Raw genomic sequence first — 18,645 nt, 5'->3', positions numbered from 1 at the left:
AAATCCTGCTTTTCCGGAAGCCGATCGGTGACACGCGCACTTTACCCGAGGGCGTCAGGAGGGGCGGGTGGTGCACACCCAGGTGAGCCAGCGGCCGCCGCCCGCGCGGGAGACGGCGTCGTTGATCGCTTCGTTCTGCGTGTCCCCCCGGCCGCCCCAGTACATGCGGGTGGCCGAGTTGTAGGCGACGGCACCGCAGGCGTTGACGAAGTCCACGAGGACCTTGCAGCCCGAGCCCGTGCACTTGGCGAGGGCGCCCGCGTCGGCGCCGCCGCGGGAGCCGTAGTCCCAGGCCCGGCCGCTGCTGCCGTCGTGCCCCACGGCGATGGCGCCGTAGTAGTACCGGGGCGGGGGCGGCGGTGGGGGTGGCGGTGGTGGGGGTGCGACCGGGACGGGGGCGGTGTCGGGCGGGTCGCTGGGCGCGTCGGGCACCGGGCCGGACCCGGCGCCGTCGTCCGCGTCGTCCGACGGGCCGTCGTACGCCGGGGTGTTAGCGGGGTCGTCGGACGGTGTCAGGTCGGCGCCGGGCGCGGTGAGGCCGTCGCCCGGCGGTGTGACGGCCGGGCCGGGGGTCCAGGAGAAGGCGGGCCGCGGGGACACGTCCGAGGAGGCGCTGGAGCCGTGATGGGCGTGGTACACGCCCCACAGGACGAGGACGCCGAGGACGGCGAGGACCCCGGCGACGCCCTTGACCGCCTGCCAGTCGACGCGGGGCGGGGTGCGTGGCGCCGGGGGCGCGGCCCCGGGCGGCCGGCCCGTGCCGGGGTGGTGCGGGGGCGCCGTCGCGGACGCCGTCCCGCGCGCGCCGCCTCTGGGGGGCGTGGCCGGCGCCTTCGGGCGGGACGCGGTCAGCTGCTCGGCCCAGCGGCCGGGGGACGGCCGGCGGGACGGCTCGGGATCGAGGCTGGCGCGGGCCAGGGCGCCGAGCGGCCGGTCGACGGCGGCCAGGGCGGCGGGGTCGGTGGTGATCTGGTCGCGGGCGAAGAGACGGACGGCGAGCAGGCCCAGCTTGTAGACGTCGCCGGCCCGGGTCGCCGGCGGCTCGCCCGCGGGCAGCTGCCAGTCGGGCGTCTCGGCCTGCGGCAGGACGGTGGCACCCCGCAGCCGTACGGCGTCGCAGTCGATGAGGAAGACCTCGGGTCGCTTGCCGAGGGCGAAGAGCAGGTTCTTCGGGGACAGGTCGCCCACGGCGACACCGAGGCCGTGCAGCCGGGCGAGGGTATCGGCCAGGTCGGCCAGCAGGAGCAGGCGGTCGCGGTCGCTGACGGTGAGGCCGATGCCGGTGACGTAGGAGTCGTCGTTGAGCAGGTACTCCAGGTTGGCCAGACGCCGGGGCCCGGGGGCCGTGCCGGACAGGCTTTTGAGGGTGAAGTGGAAGCGGTCGGGCACGGCGCGCATCAGGAAGCCGCTGGTGTGCCCCTGGCGTTCGACCAGGGCGGCGGGCCAGGCCGTCTTCTCGCACAGCCAGCGGCCGTCCGCGGAGCCGAGTTCGCCCAGCAGCCCGACGACCGACGCCAGCGCGCCGGCGTCGAGGTGCGGCAGCACGGCAGGGCCGTACTCCTTGTAGACGACCTCCCAGCCGCCGCCGTCGGCCTCGTTGATCTTCTTGTTGGTCACCTGGTGGACGGCGCCCTGGCCACCCTGGCCGAGCCGCCGGCCCAGCGCGAGGGTGGCGTGGTCCACGGTCCGGGGTCCCCCGGCGGTCACCGCGTCCCCGCCGCCGTCCGGGGCCACACGGCCAGCAGGGTGCGGTCGTCGTCGAAGGTCTCCCGGGAGAAGTCCAGCAGGTGCGCGAACCACAGCGGCGGCGGCGGTCCGGCCAGCCCGCCGGCGAACAACGCGCCGACCTGGCCGTCCCCGTCGCCGAGCGGGTCGCCGAAGCCGTCGGTGCCCGCCAGCAGGACCTGACCGGGCGCCAGCAGGACACGGGTGTGCTCCACCTGGTCGGGCACGCGGGGCAGCGGCGCCACCTCGTTCGACACCAGCAGGGTGTCCGCACCGGTCTTCGAGTGGAACAGCGGGTCGTAGCCGCCGGTGGCCGGATCGAGGAGCCAGGCCCCGGAGTCTCCGATGCGGCAGAGTTCGGCCAGCGGTCCGGCGGGGCCGGGACGCACCACGCCGGCCACCAGGGTCGTCGCGTGCAGCCGTGCCACCTCGGCCGGTTCGGGCTCGGCGCCACCGAGCCGCCACCGCGTGACCTGCCGCAGCCGCTCGGCCGCGCACTGGGCGACATCGCGGAAGTCCAGCGGCCCGCTTTCCCGGGCGAGCAGGTCCAGCAGCCGCTCCACGGTGGTCCGGCACGCCTCGACGGCGCCGACCTCGGCGTACGTGGCGCTCGACACCCCGTCCGCGACGGCGAACACGACGGAACCGGTCGGCTCGTGCGCCGCGGCACGGGCGGCGTCCTGGCGCGGCTGCCGGTAGTAGCGGTGCTTGGCACCACGGACGGAGGCGAACCGCAGGGTGAGGTCGGGGGTCGACCATCCGTCGCACTCGGTGTCGGGATAGTCGTAGGCGTAATCGCCCGGGGGGCGCGCCTCGAACTCGTGGCCGGGGGTGCCGACGGCGATACGGGCCCAGGGGGCGGGGCCCGGTGGGGACGGCGGGGCCGTGGCCGGGGAGGGGTGCGCGGGTCGCGGGCCCTGCGCGGCGAACGGTGCCGGTGGGGGCGGTGGCGCCGGTGGAGGCGGTGGCACCGGCGGCGGGTCGGGCGGCACCGGCGGGATCGGTGGAGTCGTCGAGCCGTCCCTGTCGCGCCGCACCGCTAGCCGACCTCGTCGATCGCCATGGTGAACTGGTCCGGCCGGTTCACCACCAGTTGCGGATTGCCCGACTGCAGGGCCTGCCCCGAGGCGACCAGGCTGGAGGTGAGCGAGTGGAAGAACTCCGAGATGGCCCGGCCGAGGTCGATGCCGGGCTTGGCGACGAAGGCGAACTCGGGGCGCGTGGCCACCTCCACCATGGTGCTCGCCTCGGCGTTGCCGATGCCGCACGCGATGATGTTGGGCGCGGTCGGTGTCCGGGCCTTGTCGGTGAGCTGCGCGTGCGAGGCGCGCCAGCCGTTCCCGTCGGTCGGCTGTCCGTCGCTGAGGAAGAACACCACCGGGCGGTGCACCTTGTAGCCCTGGCCGCGCAGCCACTGCACATCGGCCGGGATCCGGCCCAGCAGGTCGTCGAAGACCGCCCCGTAGTGGGTCAGCCCCCGGATCACCACCCTGGGCAGGGTGGTCTCCGTGCGCATGTCGGCGACGGCGAGGCGGACCTGCACGTCGTCGGAGAAGCCGAGCACGGCCAGCCGCAGCTTGGCCGCGATCATGGGCTCGGCCCGCAGTCCCTCGCACAACGAGGCCAGTCCGTCGGACAGTTCTGCCTGGTAGGGGCCCATCGACCCCGACTCGTCGGCCATCACGTAAGCGGGCAGCAGTACGCCCTTGATCTCCGCCATCCGGCTCCGTCTCCCCGTTTCGTCCCGCGCACGTGGTGAGGCACGCGCCCCACGGGGTCAACTCCTCATGAACAGCCCCGTGGTTGACGTATCTTCCCAAAGGTCGTGGACCGACGGAAGCGATACGGGGGAGTTGCCGTGGCGGACCGCCACGGGTGAATCGGAATCCGGACAGCGGAGGCCACCGGGCGTCTCAGGACGCCCCGCGCACCACGGTGACCGTGACCGTGACCTCGCCGCCCGGGACGGCCAGCACCCGTGCCCTGCCCGCCGTGTCCCGCCGTACGCTCGCCCGGCCGCCGGCCGTGACCCGCCACCGCCCCGGCGGCAGGGACAGCTCGGTCACCCGTGAGCCGTGCCGGGCCGCGGTGTACGTCAGCCGGTACACGCCGGACGTGGCGTCGTACCCGGCGGAGCGGACCGTGCCCGCCACCGCCTCGGCGTAGGGTTCGGCGGTCAGTTGCTTGTTGGGGCGGAAGGCGCCGGTGTCGTCGAGAGCGCAGTATCCGCCGCCGTGGCACCACACATAGCCCGCCCAGCCCGAGGTGTACCGGCCCAGGGAGGCCATCGCGTCGCGGTAGAAGCGGTTCATGTGCGGCAGGCCGCTGTCGGGCGGCCCCCACTCGCCGACCACGACCGGGACCCGGTACTGCTCCGGGTACCGGGTGACGGCCCGCTCGTACGCCTCGATCCAGCCGGCCGCCGGATCGTAGTCGGCGCCCGCCTCCATCGCCGTGTTGTAGAAGTGCGGGGCGTACACCACCTCGGGGTCCTCGATCCGGCCGAGTCCGGTCGGTACGCCCTCACCGACGACGGGGGTGGGTTCGACGAAGAGCCAGGCGTGCGGGTCGGCCGAACGGACCGCGTGGGCCAGGCGGTTGTACATCGGGGTGAGCTGGTCGTGCTCGATCCGGCGGGCCGCCGTCGCCAGGTCCTCCCCCGGCCGCATCTCGCCCATCGGCTCGTTGATCAGGTCGTAGCCGAGGACGGCCGGGTGGCGGGCGAACCGGCCGGCGAGGACACGCCAGGCGTCCGCCTGGGCGCGCCGCAGGTCCGGGTCCGTGTAGAGGTGGGTGAAGGCGCGCTGCACGGCGGGTTCGAAGTACTCGGCGAACCAGTCGTCCGGATGCGCGGTGAACGCCAGCCCGTCGGTCCTGGTCGCCCAGGCGGGTACGCCGCGGTGACCGAAGGCCGGTCCGTAGACGTCCTGGTGGAGGTCGATCACCACCTTGACGTCGTAGCGGGCGGCCCAGTCGAGGACGCGTCCCACGCGCCGCAGGTACGTCTCGCTGTAGCGGCCGGGCCGCGGCTCCAGGTCGTCCCAGAAGACCAGCAGCCGGGCGAAGTCGAAGCCCTCGGCGCGCAGTTCGCGGAAGTCGTCCTCGGTGACGGCCGACAGGGCCTGGTCGCCGCGGTGCGCCTTGTCCTCGACGTTCCAGCCGCGCAGGGTCAGGGCGCGTCCGTAGCGGTCGGTGAGCGGGGGGATGCGGGGGGCGCCGGGGACGCCGGGGGTGACCTGCTCGGCCAGCCGGGCGGGAGCGGTCGGCCGGGCGGGGGCGGCCGGCCGGGCGTGCGGGGTCGCGGGGGTGAGCAGCGCGGCGACAACCGCGCCCGCCGTCAAGGTGGTTCGCAGCACGGGGACCTCCGGCTCGTCGGTGTGCACGGTGCCGCGCATCCCATCAGCCCCCGGGGCGCCTCTTCAAGACATCGTGCGAGACGTCGTGCGGGATGCCGTGCGGGGCGTCCTGCGGGATGCCGTGCGTGACCGTGGTGCGGAACGTGCTGCCGCAGTTCTCGCCGGGGGTATTCCCAAAGCCCTTACCGACCAGTAAGAACCGTGGGTAACCCCATACGACCAGGAGGTGCCCATGAGACGCTCCCGGTACAGACTCCGGTGGACGCTCGCCACCGTCGCCGCCACCGCCGGCCTGCTCGGTACGGCGGCGGCCGCCGTCCCCGCGGCGGCGGCCGGCCAGGGCGGGGCGCGGCCTGCGTCCGCCACCGCGCTCCCGCCCGAGCTGGAGGCCGTCCGCGCCGCGGAGGCCACCGCCCTCTACGGCGACCCGGCGGTGCGTCCGCTCGCCGACCGCAGGACCGCGCTGATCTCGCTGGGCGACAGCGAGATCTCCGGGGAGGGCGTCGGCACGTACGAAGCGCCGACCAACGGCCCCGCCAACTGGTGCCACCGCTCCCCCGACGCCGCGATCCACCGCACCGGCATCCCCGCCGACGTCACCTACAACGTGGCCTGTTCGGGCGCCTACACCGGCAACATCCGCGTCGGCGGCGCGAAGCAGTACGCGGACGAGCTGGTGCAGAGCGACAGCCTGGCCGTCAAGGCGCGCAACACCCGGATCAAGATGGTGCTGCTGGTGGCGGGCGCCAACGACGACCTCCAGTTCGGTCCCGTCATGACCGACTGCGTCGAGCGCTACCTGCTCTCGCAGGGGCCGTGCGCGTCCAAGTACGGTCCTGGCTGGCAGGCCCGCGTGGACGCCCTGGTCCCCAAGGTCGAGCAGACCGTGCGTGACCTCAAGTCCGTGATGAGCGACGCCGGTTACGCCGACGGGGACTACAAGCTCGTCGTCATGAGCTACCCGAGCCCCATCGGCCCCGACTTCCGCGACAACCCGGGCTTCCCCGGCAAGCTGGCCTGCGGTGGCCTCGGCTACGACTCGGACACCGCCTGGGGCCGCAATGTGGCGGTGCCCGCCTTCGAACGCGGCATCCGCAAGGCCGCGGCCGACACCGGCGCGTACTACCTCGACGACTCGCGCCTCTTCCAGGGCCACGAGGTGTGCACGGAGAGCACCTGGGCGCGCGGTCTCTACATCGACCTGTCCAAGCCCGGGCTCCCGGACGAGAACTCCGTGCGGCAGTCCTTCCACCCGAACGCCGCCGGGCACGCCGCGTTCGCGTCCTGCCTGACCCAGTTCTACGGTTCCGGTCTGCGCGAGGCGGGGTGCGCCGACGTGAACTCCGCGGGCACGCCCACGCTCTTCCCGCAGGCCTGGGACGACGCGTTCAAGCCGGTGCGCAACCAGGCGACCGGCAACTGCGTGGACGTCGACTCCTCGCAGAGCGCGAACGGCACCGCGGTGCTCGGCTGGGACTGCGGCGGGACCCGCAATCAGGACTGGTGGTACGACTCCACCCGGCAGACCTTCCACACCGCGCTGACCCAGGACCGGTGCCTGGACGTGCCGGGCGCCAAGTACCAGGCGGGCGCCGCGCTGATCGTCTGGAACTGCTCCGGTGCGGCGAACCAGAAGTTCGTCCGGGACGGCGGCACCGTCCGGCCCGCGGCCGCGACCGGGCTCTGCCTGACCCAGACCGCGGTCCGCCAGCCCCTGCGGCTGCAGAACTGCGACGGCTCGGCCGCCCAGCGCTTCACCTCGTAGTCCGGCGGGACCCCGCCGCCGACCGATCGCCCGCCCGGCCAATCGACCAGTCGCCCGACCGTCCGCCTCGCGGAGCGTGCCCCGTTCCTCGGCCCGCTCCGCGAAGGCATCCTCGTTACACTGGCCTGGCCGGGTCCGGCACGCCCCGCGGGGCGACGCAGGCGACGGAAGGTGCCGTCATGGCCGTACGGGTCAGCTACCGCAGGATCTACGAGGACGCCGCGCCGGGCGACGGCAAGCGGGTCCTGGTCGACCGGTTGTGGCCCCGGGGCATGAGCAAGCAGGACGCGCGGCTGGACGAGTGGCTGCGCGATGCCGCGCCCTCGGCCGACCTGCGCCGCTGGTACCACCACGACCCGGAGCGCTTCACCGAGTTCCGCCGCCGCTACCTCGCCGAGCTGGACGACTCCGCGCACCAGGCGGCGGTGGAGCGGCTGCACGACCTGGCGGTCCACGGCCGGGTCACGCTGCTCACGGCGACCAAGGACGTGGACCACAGCGAAGCCGCCGTCCTCGCGGACTGGCTGGGCCACGGCGCGTCCGAGTCCACCTGACCCTCCGCGCACGGCCCCTCGCCTCCCGCCCCGCCTCCCGTCGCTCACACCGGCGTATGGCCCCGCAGATAGCGGCGGACGGCTTCCGGCAGCTCGACGGAGGCCACCTCGCCCAGCGGGAACCACCGCATCCGTTCCGGGGCGAGCCGCGCCCCCGACGAAGGTGACTCGCTCAGCAACTGGCACACCACCGCCGTCACCGCCTCGCCCTCCGCCGCCGCCTCCGGCCCCAGCACGGAGGAGCCGTCGACGAGGTAGCCGGTCAGCTCGTAGACACAGCGGGCGGCGGCCGCCTGCGCGGACTCGGCCGGCTCCGGTCCTCCCGACGGCAGCGCCCAGTCGTCCCGCTCCCCCACCAGCAGCAGCCGCCCGTCGTACACGACGACCGCCTGCACCGTGCCCGGAGCCGCCTGCTCCAGCGCCATGGTCCCCGCCCCCCTCGCTCCGCCCCGGCCCGCGGGGCCGGCCGCCCTCCGCGACGGGCCCGGGCCCGCTGCTTTCCTACCCTTCCCCCGGCGGTTGACGCCGCCCGCCCGACCCGAGAGGGGTTCCGCCCGAGAGGCGTCCGTCCCGAGGGGCGTCCGGCCCGGTGTCGGCCTAGACTGGAGCGGCGGTCAGTGGCCGCCGGTCACCGCCGCCTGCCGTGCGCGGGCGCGCCACCGTCGCCGCCAGAGCCGGGGCCGCGAGCCCGCCGGACTGGCCGTACCTCCTCGCCGCCGGCCGCCCCGCCGCCCGTCGCGCCTGCACGAGGGAGCTGAGATGACCGGTGAACCCGAGCCGATGAGCGCGGCGGCCCGCCGGGCGCTCGAACGGGAACTCGCGGACCTGCGCGGCGAACGCCAGGCGGTGGCGTCGACCCTGCGGGACAGCGACACACCGGGGGACGCCGCCGACCAGGCCGACGAGTTGCAGCGGGCCACCCAGCTGGAACGCCTCGACGCCCGCGTCACCGAGCTGACGGTACGGCTGCGGCAGGCGGCCGACGCCGGTCCGCCCCGTACCGACGCGGTGGGGGTGGGCAGCACCGTCACGGTGCGGTTCGAGGACGGCGGAGTGGAGACGGTGCGGATCGGTGAGATCGCCGAGGACCCGGAGCAGACGCTGGTCACCGCCGACAGCCCGCTCGGCCACGCGCTGCTCGGACACCGGGACGGCGACCGGGTCAGCTACGAGGCGCCGGACGGCCACGCGTCCCTGACGGTCCTGTCCATCGGCGACCACCGGCCCGGAGGCTGAGCGCCCGCCACGATCCTGAACCCGGCACCGCCCCGCGAAGTGTGACACCGCAGCCGCGACACCCAGGAGGCACGCTCCGTGGCCGACCCGCAGTCCGTGATCGCCCCGCCCGCGCACACCGCGGCGTCGGAGGGTTCCCCGACCCATCTCCTGAACGGCATGGCCCGCAGGACGGGTTCGGTACGCGAGCGAGGAGCGTGACGGCTGTGGAGCAGCGCATCGTCGTGGTCGGCGCCGGCCATATGGGGACCGTGATCGCCAGGCGCCTGCTGGAGGGGCCGCCGCGGGCGCGGGTGGCCGTGGTGGAGCCGGCGGACGAGCGCCGGGCCGCGCTGCGGGACGTGCCGGGCCTGTGCGTCGAGGCGTCGTACCGGCCCGAGGCAGGTGACATGGTGGTCCTCGCGCTGCCTCCGCAGGCGTTCGGGTCCTTCGTGGACGCGCTGCCGGCGAACGCCTTCGCGGCGGCGACGGCGGTCTCCATCATGGCCGGGACCCGGCTGGAGACGCTCGCGTCGGGCCTGGGCACGGGCCGCGTGCCGCGGGCCATGCCCCATCTCGCCTCCGAGGTCGGCCAGAGCATGACCCTGCTGTGCCCCGGCCCGGACCTGCCCCCCGGCGAACTGGAGCGCGCCGAGCGGGCCCTGTCCGTGATCGGCCGGGTGCTGGTCGTCCGTGACGAGTCGCTCCTGGACGCCGGCACCGCCGTGGCCGGCAGCGGTCCGGCGCTGGTCGCCTATCTCACCCAGGCGTTCACCGACTACGCCCGGCAGGCGGGGTTCGACGACGCCGACGCGCGAGTGCCGGCCTGCCAGGTCCTGCGGGGTACCGCGGACGTACTGGAGGGGACCGGGACCGGCCCCGAGGCGCTGTACCGGCGGGCGAGCACCCCGCACGGCACCACCGAGCAGGGCATCGCCTGCCTGCGGGAGCACGAGGTGCGGGCCGCCGTCCGCACCGCTCTGGAACGGACGGCGGCCCGCGCCCGGGAACTGGCCGGCTGAGCGCGCGGCCGCGGGCAGTGGTCGTACGCACCGACTGCTCACGGCCGCGCTACCGGATTCAGCGGACGGTCACCGTCACCGTGCTCGAAGTCCGCTCACGGACGGGGTGCTTGTCGTCCTTGGTGAGCAGGCCGTACGCCACCGCGCGGTACTGGAGCGCGCCCTTGCTCGCGGCCTTGACGTGCGTGGTGGCCTGGGCGTCGCCGCTCCGGTCGACCACGGCGCCGCAGGTGAGCTGCCGCCACGCCTGCGTGCCGGTGCGGCCCTCCAGGCACACCCGCAGGTAGTCGGCCGCGTCGTCGTCGCCGTGGGCCGTGACCGTGAAGGTCTTGCCGACCTGCGCGGTGTGCGGGGCCGTGACGGTCACATCGCCCTTGGCGAACGCGGGCACGGCGGCCAGCGCCACCGAGGCCACACCCAGCGCGCCGATCACGGCCGCACGGCCGCCACGCGCCTTTATCCCGGTCTTCTTCGTCCTGGTCATGGACGGGTCCCTTCTCTGTGGATCTTCCCCGAGGGGGTGAGATCCATCCCCTTGCGAAGGCGCTCGGTGCGCCTTGCTGACCAACCAGATGAGCGCTCCACCGGCCTCGTTGCGGCCTTCCGGGCGCCGTTACAGATCCAGGACAAAACCCTGTGACCGCACGGGCGTTCGGCGAGGGGCCCGGCGCCCGGGCAGATCAGGGAGACAAGGCCGGCGGGACCCGGTGGCGCCGCGCCCTCTTCGGGGCGGCCGCGTCAGAGAGCGCCGCCGTAGTAGGCGGCCGTCGGTTCGGCCGCCAGGGCGCCCATCACGGTGAACGGGACCCGGGTGGCGGGGGATTCCGTGCCGGAGGCGTCCACGGAGAACACGTCCACCACATGCATGCCGTCCGGCCAGCCCCAGCCCGGCTCCCACGCCCACCTGCCGTCGGAGGTGACCGGTGCGGCGCCCAGCAGTACGCCGTTCTCACGGAACCCGACCTGGGCGGCGCCCGGCGCTGCGCCCGAGAACGGCACCCGTGCGCTCATCATCTGCTCGTGGGCCACGGGTTCGAGCACCGCGGGTCCGGCCGCGCCATGGACCGCGGTCGCGACGGGGGACGGCGTGGGAGCCGCCGGTGACGGGACGGCCGGACCCGGGCCGGGCGTCCCCGTACCCGCCGGTGCCAGGGCGGTGGCGACGGCGTCGACCGCGACGAAGTTCACCTCGGTCCGCTCGGTCTGGTAACCGGCCGCGTCCACGGCGTAGATCCGCACCGGATGCTTGCCCTTGCTCCAGGCCCTGCCCAGCTCCCAGGTCCAGGCGCCGCCGGGAAGGACGTCGGCCTGCCCCAGGTATTTGCCGTGCTCCCAGACGATCACGCGCACGGCGCCGGGAGCGTGGCCCGTGAAGAGCACGCGGTCCCGGCCGGCCTCCTCCTGGGCCGCCGGTGAGGTCACCACCGGCGGCGGGAACTCCGCCCCCCTGACCACCGAGGTCGAGCCGAGATAGGCGTCGATGGCCGACCGGTCACGGTCGGGTTCCTCGTAGCCGTTGCGGACGAAGCCGAGGCGCGGGGGCATGCCGTCCGCGAGCAGGTTCGCGAGGCCCATGAGAGCGGGCACGTTGCGCCGGGTGACCTGCGTGTGGTCGGTGATGAACGGCGATTCGCTGAAGATGAAGTTGAAGTTCTCGTAGTGCTGGAAGAGGCCGAGGAAGGGTTCGACCTGCTCCGGGTACTGCTCGTCCTGCGGTGAGGACAGCAGGTAGATGTTGGCGGAGCGATGGGTCCCGGACCGCACCAGATCGGGCAGGATCGCGTCCACGGCCCGCACGTTCTCCTCCGGTACGCCCTCCCCCAGCATGAAGGCGGCCACCTGGGGATGGACCTTGCGGACGTACGAGCCGATCAGGAACTGGGGGACGAGGGAAACGATGTTCCGGAAGCCGTAGCGCAGCCCGAAGTACAGGGCCGCGCTGCCGCCCTTGGAACCGCCCCACAAAGTGACGTCACCGGGAGTGAGCGAGAGGGCCCGCATGACGTGGGAGATCAGCGTGGCGACGGACTGCTCAAGCGAGAAGTCCATGTCCTTGCACAGGTAGTAGCTGTTCATCCCGTGGAAGCGGTCGCGGATCCAGAGGATGTTGGCGCGTACGTTGTCGAAGACCCCGTTCGACCAGCCGTAGTCGCCCGGCGCCGTGAAGTTGGCGAAGACGACGAACAGATGCCGGTTGCCGTTCTTGGCGTGGGCGAAGCGGTACTCGACCGGGAAGGTCCCGGCGGATTCGATTCCCGTGACCAGCGGCCGCCCCTTCGAGGGTGCTGGGGACATGTGCGGACTCCACTCTTCTGTGCTTGGCGTCGGGGCGACCGACGGGGCCCCTGGGCAGGGCCGGACCTCAGTAGCCGGTGTGTGCCGTGCCGACCGCGGCGCCCAGGACCACGAAGGTCGCGGCAGTCGCCGGGGACTCGGCTCCGGCCGCGTCCACCGCGAAGACCTCCACCGTGTGCGTGCCCTCGGGCCAGGCCCCGCCCGGGGCCCAGGACCATCCGCTCTCCGGAGCCACCACGGTCGAACCGAGCAGCATCCCGTTCTGCCGGAAGCCGACCTGGGCGGCGCCCGGCGCGAAGCCGCTGAACGCCACGGCGGTTCCTGGCACCTGCTGGTACGCGCCGGGCGTACGGACCACCGGCGCCATCACACCGACGTGCGGATCGGTGTACTCGGCCACGGCGAACCGGACGTCGGTGCGCTCGGACTGGTAGCCGTTCGGGTCGACGGCGAAGAGCCGCACCAGATGGTCGCCCGTACTCCACGGCTGCTCCCGGTCCCAGGCCCAGGCACCGTCGGCGCCGACCGGGGCCGACGCCAGGTACTTGCCGTTCTCCCAGATGCTGACGCGGACGGCGCCCGGTGCCCAGCCCGCGAAGTGCACGGACCCGGCGGGCGTCGCGGACTGCGCCGCGGGCAGGGTCACCGTCGGCGGGGCGACGGAGTTCTGCACCACGGAGGTGGAGCCGAGGAAGGCCTTGATGCCCGAGCTGTCGGCTTCGGGCTGTTCGTTTCCGTGGCGTACGGCTCCGATGCGCGGGGCGATGCCCTCGACGAGCAGGTAGGCGATGCCCAGCAGAGGAGGAGTGTTGCGCTGGGTCACCTTTCCGTGTCCCGTGATGAGCGGGGAGTCATTGAAGAGGAAGTTGAAGTTACGGTAGCGCTGCAGCAGCCCCAGGAACGGTTCCACCTGGGAGGCGTACTGCTCGTCCCGCGGCGAGGACACCACGTAGAGGTGTGCGTCCGGGTTCGCCCCCGCGCTCAGCAGGTCGGGAAGTACCGCGTCCAGGACGCCCACGTTGTCGTCGGTCATGGACTCGCCCAGCATGTGCCGGCCCGTGTCCGGGTAGACGTCGCGCACGAACGTGCCGATCCGCAGCTGCGGCACGCTGGCGACGACGTTCCGGAAGCCGTACCGCAGTCCGAAGTAGAGTGCCGCGCTGCCGCCCTTCGAGCTGCCCCACAGGGTGACGTCGTCGGGTGTCAGCCCGAGCGACTTCATGACCCGTGAGATGAGCCCGATCACCGACCTCTCCACGGAGAAGTCCATGCCCTTGCACAGGTAGTAGGTGTTGCCGCCGTCGAACCGGTCACGGATCCACAGAACGTTCGACCGCAGGCCGTCCAGGACCCCGGTGGACCAGCCGTAGTCGTCGGGGGCGAAGATGTTGGCGAAGACGACCACCAGGTGCCGGTTGCCGTTTCGCGCATGGGCGAAGCGGTACTCGACGGGACACCCACCGGAGGCATCGATTCCCTGGACGACCGGCCGCCCCTTGACGGCTGCTTCAGACATGCTGCGGTTCCACTTTCCTCGGATGCTCAGGCGCCGGATGGACGCCGTGCCCCGGACGGCACGGAAGATCATCGCCGCCGTGGCGGCGCTGCTGGCCGTCGTGGGCCTGGTGGTGATCGCGCACACCACCGGGAAGGCCCGCTCCGGCGTGCCCGGGTCGCTGACGGTGGCCACCTGGAACATGTGCGGTGTGCGGCAGTGGCACTGTACGGACTTCGGTGCTCCCAGCGCGAAGAAGGCCCAGCTCGAACGGCTCGCCACCCGCTCCGGTGTCCGGGCGTTCTTCCTTCAGGAGACCTGCGCCGGTGACCTGGAGGCGGTGCGCGCGGACCTCGTGGGCTCCTGGCACACCCTGTTCCGGCCCTACACCTCGCGCGACGCCACCGGGCACACCAGCACCATACGCTGCGCCGGTTTCGGGCAGGGCGCCGCCGGTATCGCCCTGCTCTCGGCGTACCCGCTGTCCGGCACCGCCTCGGTGCCCGCGCAGCAGCCCACCGTGGGACTGCGGCGCGGCATCCTGTGCGCCACGGTCGCGGCGTACCGCGTGCGGCTGTGCACCACTCACCTCAGCCGGCCGGGCGACGACCGCGCCCACCCGCACTGGGAGTTCCGGGACGACCAGCTGAGAGCGCTGGTGGCCGCGGCGCCCTCGCCGCGCACGGTCTACGGCGGTGATCTGAACCTCGACCCGCCGGGACCGCGCAATCCCGCTTCCTGGGTGTGGCCGGACGCGCCCTACCGCGCCGACCGGGAGTGCGACCAGAAAACGGCCTCTTCCCGGGCCGGCCGACCCACCCATGTCTCGGGCCACAAGATCGACTACCTGTTCACCGGTCTGCCCCGCACCGGCTGCTCGGTGCACGAGACCGGTGCGTCCGACCACTACGCCCTGCTGATGCGGGTGCGGACCGGCTGAGGGACGGCACGGCCGGCCGTCGTAGGGGTGCGCCGGGACACCGGGGACGGCGGTCGGCCGCCGATGGTGCGTCGGGACGTTCATGAGCGCCGGCGACCGTTCGCGTGCGCGCGGACCGGTGTCACACGACCACGCCCTCGTAGATCCGGCCGTCCGGCGGCTGTACCACCCCGGGAGCGGACCCGAACGGCTCCTGGAAGCGCGCCGGTACCAGTCGCGGTACGTACGACTGCGGCTGGCGGTCCGTGTCCTCGCCGACCGGGGGGTGGCGCCTGGCCGGTGCCTGGTACGCGTCCGGTGCGGGCCGGTGATCGGGGCCGGGCTGGCCGGGCACCGCGTCCATGAGGTGGGGAGCGGCAGCTCCGTGGGCCTGCGGCACGGCCGGCCCGCGGGGGCCGAACCAGCCGGGTGCGGGCCGCCGGATCGGGGTGAGCGCGCGCAGGGTGCGGCGGGTGTCGACGGTGCCGACCGCCGGGGCGTGCGCGTCCCCGGGGGCGAGGTCGCCGCCCGCGACGAGCATCCGGTCGGCGAGCCGCGCGGAGGCGAACCCGTCGTCCAGGTCGCAGAACTCGCGCTGGAACCAGCGATATCGCTCCGCGTACGTGTCCTGGATGCGGTCGATGTCGCGCAGGGCCGTCACCAGATCCTGCGAGGTGTACACCAGCGGTCCCGGCGCACTGTGCTCGAAGTCGAAGTAGAAGCCCCGCAGGGTGTCGCGGTAGTGGTCCAGGTCGTAGGTGAAGAAGAGGATCGGGCGGCCGGTGTTGACGTAGTCGAACATCAGGGACGAGTAGTCCGTGATCATCACATCGGTGATCAGGGAGAGGTCCGCCATGTCCGGATAGTCGGACACGTCGAAGACGAAGCCGTCACCGGCTCCCGGCACCGGGTCGACCACGTTGGGGTGGCGGCGGACCAGGAGGACGTGGTCGGCGCCGAGCCGGGCGCGCGCGTCGGCCAGGTCGATACGGAAGTCGAGCTTGTACTTGCCCGGGGCGTAGTACTGGTCGTCGCGCCAGGTCGGGGCGTACATGACCACGCGCTTGCCCTCGGGCAGCCCGATGCGCCGGCGGATCTCCTGCTCGCGCTGCTCCATGCCGGGCCGGCGCAGGATGTCGTTGCGCGGGTAGCCGCTCTCGACCATCTCGCCGGGGAAGCCGAAGGCGCGCTTGAGGATCGGGGTGGAGAAGCTGTTGGGCGAGACCAGCATGTCCCAGTTCTGCACCTCCTTCTCGACCCGCTCCAGATAGCGCTGGTCGGCGAAGTGGATGGCCTCGATGTCGTGGCCGATCTTCTTCAGCGGGGTGCCGTGCCAGGTCTGTACGACGACCTGGCCGTCGCGCTTGTGGAACCAGTCGGGGAGGTGGTTGTTGGCGACGACGTACCTGCTGGTGGCCATCGCCTCGTACCACTCCGGGGACCACATGCGCACGGGTGTGGCGGTCGGGGGCACGTCCACCTGGTCGTCGCGCACCACCCAGAGCTGGTCGAGGGGGACGCCGCGCCGGACCAGTTCCTCGTGCAGGGCCCGGGGGTTGTCGGAGTACTGGGTGCCCTTGAACGCGTCGAAGAGCACGGCGGGGCGCACCGGCGTGCGGCGGGCCGCCGGGTAGGCCTTGGTGCGCAGGAGCTTCTGGCGGTAGGGGCCGCGGGCGTGGTCGGGCATGGCGGAGTGGACGAGGAGGGACAGCCGGTCGTACGCCTCCGCCTGCAGCTCGTAGCGGCGCTCGTGCTCCCCGTACTCCTGCGGGAAGGCCCGCACGAGACCCTGCTCGATCTTGATCATCAGGTCGTCGAGCCGGTCCTCGCGGGCGACGGCGGAGAGGTCCTGGCGGCGCAGGAAGAAGTCCCAGCGGCCGGCCGCGAGCGGGATCTCGCCGGCCAGCGTCCGCATCGCGGCCGGTGACAGCACGCTGCGGAAGTTCCGCCCGTCCCAGGCCAGCGGCACGCTGCGTTCGGCGCCGTGCGCCCGCGAGCGCACGACCAGATGCGCCGCCCGGTGCTCCTGCGCGGAGAGCCGGTCGGCGGCCGCGTACCGGCCGAAGATCTCCAGCGAGCCGTCCGGGTGCCAGGCGAAGTCCGTCGCCATGGGCAGGGTCGCGCGCTCGAACAGGACGAGGTAGCCGGCGCCGTTGCGGTGGACCACGACCTCGCGGTCGCCCTCGCGGGTCTGCAACGAGGCGGGCATGCGGTACCGGCCGTCCGGGGTGTCCTCGGCCATGACCGGGTAGATGGTCATCTTCCGGCCCTCGACGTGGAAGGTGGTCTTCCAGCCGTTGCTGCCCATGTTCCAGGACTGCGGGATCTCCCCGTCGGCCTGGGCGGTGGCCCGGAATCCCGGGACCAGGGCCCGCAGGGGCAGCCGGGTGGTGAAGGTGCACCAGCCTTCTCCGCCGGGCGTGAAGCGCACCTTCGCGTCGTGCCGTCCGGCGCCGTTCATGCCGGTGACGCGCAGTCTGCCCGATTCGGGCACCGTGGGGCCGAGGTAGACGCCGCGCAGTTCGAGCTGTTCGCCGACGAGCCGGTGCCCGGTGATCCGGCACCGCACGATCTCCACGCGCAGCTTGAGCTTGTCCTGGAGGAACAGCGGCAGGATGCGGATGTTGCGGTCGACGTACCGGTAGGGGGGATTGGCGGCGCTGCCCGACCCGCCCCGGCCGATGCCCCGGTAACGGAAGAGCCCGCGGCTGAGGACACCGGCGGCGACGTCCCAGGTGCCCTCGACCCACTTGCCCTTGCGCTTGAGCCGGGTGGTGTCGATGTGCGCCTCGAAGCCGGCCCAGTCGTAGCAGTAGCGATTCTGCTGAGAGTGCTCGGTGGCCTGCGGCGCGTAGGTGGTCCTGGCCGACGACAGGACCATGCGCCCGTGCTTCTTGTCGCGCAGGGCGATCGCCTTGACCGACATGTGCTTCTTGTGGACGTTGATGAACCGGACGTACGCGGTCCCGGTGAGCGTCAGCATGTCGGAGTCGCCGTTCCAGTGGGCTCCGCCGAGGGAGCCGTGGAGGGAGAGTTCCTTGTCGAGGCGGTACGCCTTGCGGTCGAGGCCCACCTGCCGGTCCCCGAGGTAGGGGTACTTCAGATAGCGGCGGAACCGGCGCTGCACGGGCATCGGGCCGCCGCGCCGCTCGAACTCGATGACGTCGAGGAGTTCGGCCAGCCGCCATTCGCGCACCAGGAGCCACTTGACCCGGGCGTCGGCGGGCAGTTCGTCGATGATGGCCGGGTCGGCCTCGTCGAGGAACTCGTTGGCCCACTCCATGAAGGCCGTCCGGTACTCCTCGTCGGCGTCCGGCAGCACCTTCAGATGCAGCATGAGGTCGGACTTCAGGCAGGCGAGGTCGTACTTGCGCTTGCTCTCCTCGTACAGCCGCGAGCGCCGCTCGGCGAGGAAGCGGCTGACCGACTGCACGGCGGCGACCCGGTCGCGCAGGTTGGACAGTTCGGTGTGCCGCTGGGTGATCGAGGGGGCGGCCCCGCCGTCCCGGCGCCGCCAGAAGTAGACGATGTCCGTGATGACGTCGACCTTCTCGGCCCGGAAGTGGGCGAACATGTTGACCCAGGAGTCCTCGTACAGGACGCCTTCGGGGAACTCGATGAAGTGGTAGTCCCAGAAGGACCGCCGGAAGAGCTTGTTCCAGACCGTGCGGTCGTAGATCAGGGCCTCGAACTTGGTGATGTGGGTGCCGCGCCGGTTCTTCTGCATCGGCCCCTTGTGCAGGGGGGACTGCCACTTCTTGGTGGAGTTCATCATCTGCACGTTGCCGGAGACGAAGTCCGAGCCGGACTCGTCGAGCGTGCGCACCAGGAGTTCGTAGGCGTACTCGGGTATGACGTCGTCACCGTCGACGAAGGCCAGGAACTCGCCTCGGGGGTGCATGGCGCGCAGGCCGGTGTTGCGGGCGTGCCCGGGTCCGTGCGACTCCTGGCGGACGAGCCGGAAACGCCGGTCGCGGGCGCAGAACTCGGCGGCGATCTGGGTGGACCGGTCGGTGGAGCCGTCGTCGACGAGCAGCACCTCGAAGTCGCGGAACGACTGACGCGCGATCGACTCCAGGCACTCGGCGAGATAGACCTCCACGTCCTGGAACGGCACCACAACACTGAGACGCGGATGATCCGCCAACTCTGACTCCTAGCAACACGTGCCGCCCACCGGAGAGCGCACACCGCTCCCGGGCGGGCTGCCCACCCCCCTGTTCCGCGCGACCGGCCGGCCCCCTTGCCGTCTCGGTGACGCGCCCTGGTGACGCCGGTAAAAGCCCCCTCCTCCGATCA

15 protein-coding genes are annotated in these 18,645 nt (G+C 72.7%); 6 read left to right on the top strand and 9 right to left on the bottom strand.

Going from position 1 to position 18,645, the window contains the following annotated elements:
• Positions 1-54: 54 nt before the first annotated feature.
• The 4 genes from ABZ858_RS10540 to ABZ858_RS10525 all read right to left on the bottom strand — a co-directional run bounded on the left by ABZ858_RS10540 (position 55) and on the right by ABZ858_RS10525 (position 5,120).
• Positions 55-1,683, bottom strand: a complete 1,629-nt coding sequence (locus ABZ858_RS10540; protein WP_361374815.1) for a DUF4189 domain-containing protein — start codon at positions 1,681-1,683, stop codon at positions 55-57.
• Positions 1,684-1,703: 20 nt separating this feature from the next.
• Positions 1,704-2,762 (bottom strand): protein phosphatase 2C domain-containing protein, encoded by a 1,059-nt coding sequence (locus tag ABZ858_RS10535; protein WP_361374813.1) that lies wholly within the window; start codon positions 2,760-2,762, stop codon positions 1,704-1,706.
• Positions 2,763-2,764: 2 nt separating this feature from the next.
• Entirely contained in the window at positions 2,765-3,445 is a 681-nt protein-coding gene (locus tag ABZ858_RS10530) for a hypothetical protein (RefSeq protein WP_361374811.1), read from the bottom strand.
• Positions 3,446-3,638: 193 nt separating this feature from the next.
• Positions 3,639-5,120 carry a cellulase family glycosylhydrolase gene (locus ABZ858_RS10525; protein ID WP_361374809.1) on the bottom strand — a complete coding sequence of 494 codons (1,482 nt, stop codon included), beginning with the start codon at positions 5,118-5,120 and terminating at the stop codon, positions 3,639-3,641.
• 193 nt (positions 5,121-5,313) lie between these two features.
• On the opposite strand from ABZ858_RS10525, the gene ABZ858_RS10520 reads away from it, so the two are divergent.
• The gene (locus ABZ858_RS10520; protein ID WP_361374807.1) at positions 5,314-6,846 is read left to right on the top strand and encodes a ricin-type beta-trefoil lectin domain protein; all 1,533 of its coding nucleotides are present in this window, start codon (positions 5,314-5,316) and stop codon (positions 6,844-6,846) included.
• A gap of 179 nt (positions 6,847-7,025) precedes the next feature.
• Positions 7,026-7,400: a DUF488 family protein gene (locus ABZ858_RS10515; RefSeq protein WP_361374805.1), complete on the top strand. Its 375-nt coding sequence runs from the start codon at positions 7,026-7,028 to the stop codon at positions 7,398-7,400.
• A 44-nt stretch (positions 7,401-7,444) separates the two neighbouring features.
• On the opposite strand, the gene ABZ858_RS10510 is transcribed toward ABZ858_RS10515, so the two are convergent.
• Positions 7,445-7,825: an NUDIX domain-containing protein gene (locus tag ABZ858_RS10510; RefSeq protein WP_361374803.1), complete on the bottom strand. Its 381-nt coding sequence runs from the start codon at positions 7,823-7,825 to the stop codon at positions 7,445-7,447.
• A 334-nt stretch (positions 7,826-8,159) separates the two neighbouring features.
• Between ABZ858_RS10510 and ABZ858_RS10505 the strand changes: the two genes are divergently transcribed.
• The 3 genes from ABZ858_RS10505 to ABZ858_RS10495 all read left to right on the top strand — a co-directional run bounded on the left by ABZ858_RS10505 (position 8,160) and on the right by ABZ858_RS10495 (position 9,637).
• Positions 8,160-8,636 carry a GreA/GreB family elongation factor gene (locus tag ABZ858_RS10505; protein WP_361374801.1) on the top strand — a complete coding sequence of 159 codons (477 nt, stop codon included), beginning with the start codon at positions 8,160-8,162 and terminating at the stop codon, positions 8,634-8,636.
• A 78-nt stretch (positions 8,637-8,714) separates the two neighbouring features.
• A complete protein-coding gene (locus ABZ858_RS10500; RefSeq protein ID WP_361374799.1) occupies positions 8,715-8,837 on the top strand; it encodes a hypothetical protein in 123 nt (40 codons plus the stop codon).
• Between the two features lie 5 nt (positions 8,838-8,842).
• The gene (locus ABZ858_RS10495) at positions 8,843-9,637 is read left to right on the top strand and encodes a pyrroline-5-carboxylate reductase dimerization domain-containing protein (RefSeq protein WP_361374797.1); all 795 of its coding nucleotides are present in this window, start codon (positions 8,843-8,845) and stop codon (positions 9,635-9,637) included.
• Positions 9,638-9,695: 58 nt separating this feature from the next.
• Here ABZ858_RS10495 and ABZ858_RS10490 read toward each other — a convergent pair whose 3' ends face one another.
• The 3 genes from ABZ858_RS10490 to ABZ858_RS10480 all read right to left on the bottom strand — a co-directional run bounded on the left by ABZ858_RS10490 (position 9,696) and on the right by ABZ858_RS10480 (position 13,448).
• A complete protein-coding gene (locus ABZ858_RS10490) occupies positions 9,696-10,121 on the bottom strand; it encodes a hypothetical protein (protein ID WP_361374795.1) in 426 nt (141 codons plus the stop codon).
• A gap of 254 nt (positions 10,122-10,375) precedes the next feature.
• Positions 10,376-11,932: a hypothetical protein gene (locus ABZ858_RS10485; RefSeq protein ID WP_361374793.1), complete on the bottom strand. Its 1,557-nt coding sequence runs from the start codon at positions 11,930-11,932 to the stop codon at positions 10,376-10,378.
• 67 nt (positions 11,933-11,999) lie between these two features.
• Positions 12,000-13,448: a hypothetical protein gene (locus ABZ858_RS10480; RefSeq protein WP_361374791.1), complete on the bottom strand. Its 1,449-nt coding sequence runs from the start codon at positions 13,446-13,448 to the stop codon at positions 12,000-12,002.
• Positions 13,449-13,470: 22 nt separating this feature from the next.
• Between ABZ858_RS10480 and ABZ858_RS10475 the strand changes: the two genes are divergently transcribed.
• The gene (locus ABZ858_RS10475; protein ID WP_361374789.1) at positions 13,471-14,367 is read left to right on the top strand and encodes an endonuclease/exonuclease/phosphatase family protein; all 897 of its coding nucleotides are present in this window, start codon (positions 13,471-13,473) and stop codon (positions 14,365-14,367) included.
• A gap of 121 nt (positions 14,368-14,488) precedes the next feature.
• Here ABZ858_RS10475 and ABZ858_RS10470 read toward each other — a convergent pair whose 3' ends face one another.
• Positions 14,489-18,493: a CDP-glycerol glycerophosphotransferase family protein gene (locus ABZ858_RS10470; protein WP_361374787.1), complete on the bottom strand. Its 4,005-nt coding sequence runs from the start codon at positions 18,491-18,493 to the stop codon at positions 14,489-14,491.
• Positions 18,494-18,645 lie beyond the last annotated feature (152 nt).

Origin of the sequence: Streptomyces sp. NPDC047017 (assembly GCF_040644175.1) — a bacterium.
GTDB lineage: Bacteria > Actinomycetota > Actinomycetes > Streptomycetales > Streptomycetaceae > Streptomyces.
Note: the sequence above shows the minus strand (reverse complement) of the source record. Positions and strands in the feature narration are given on the sequence as shown.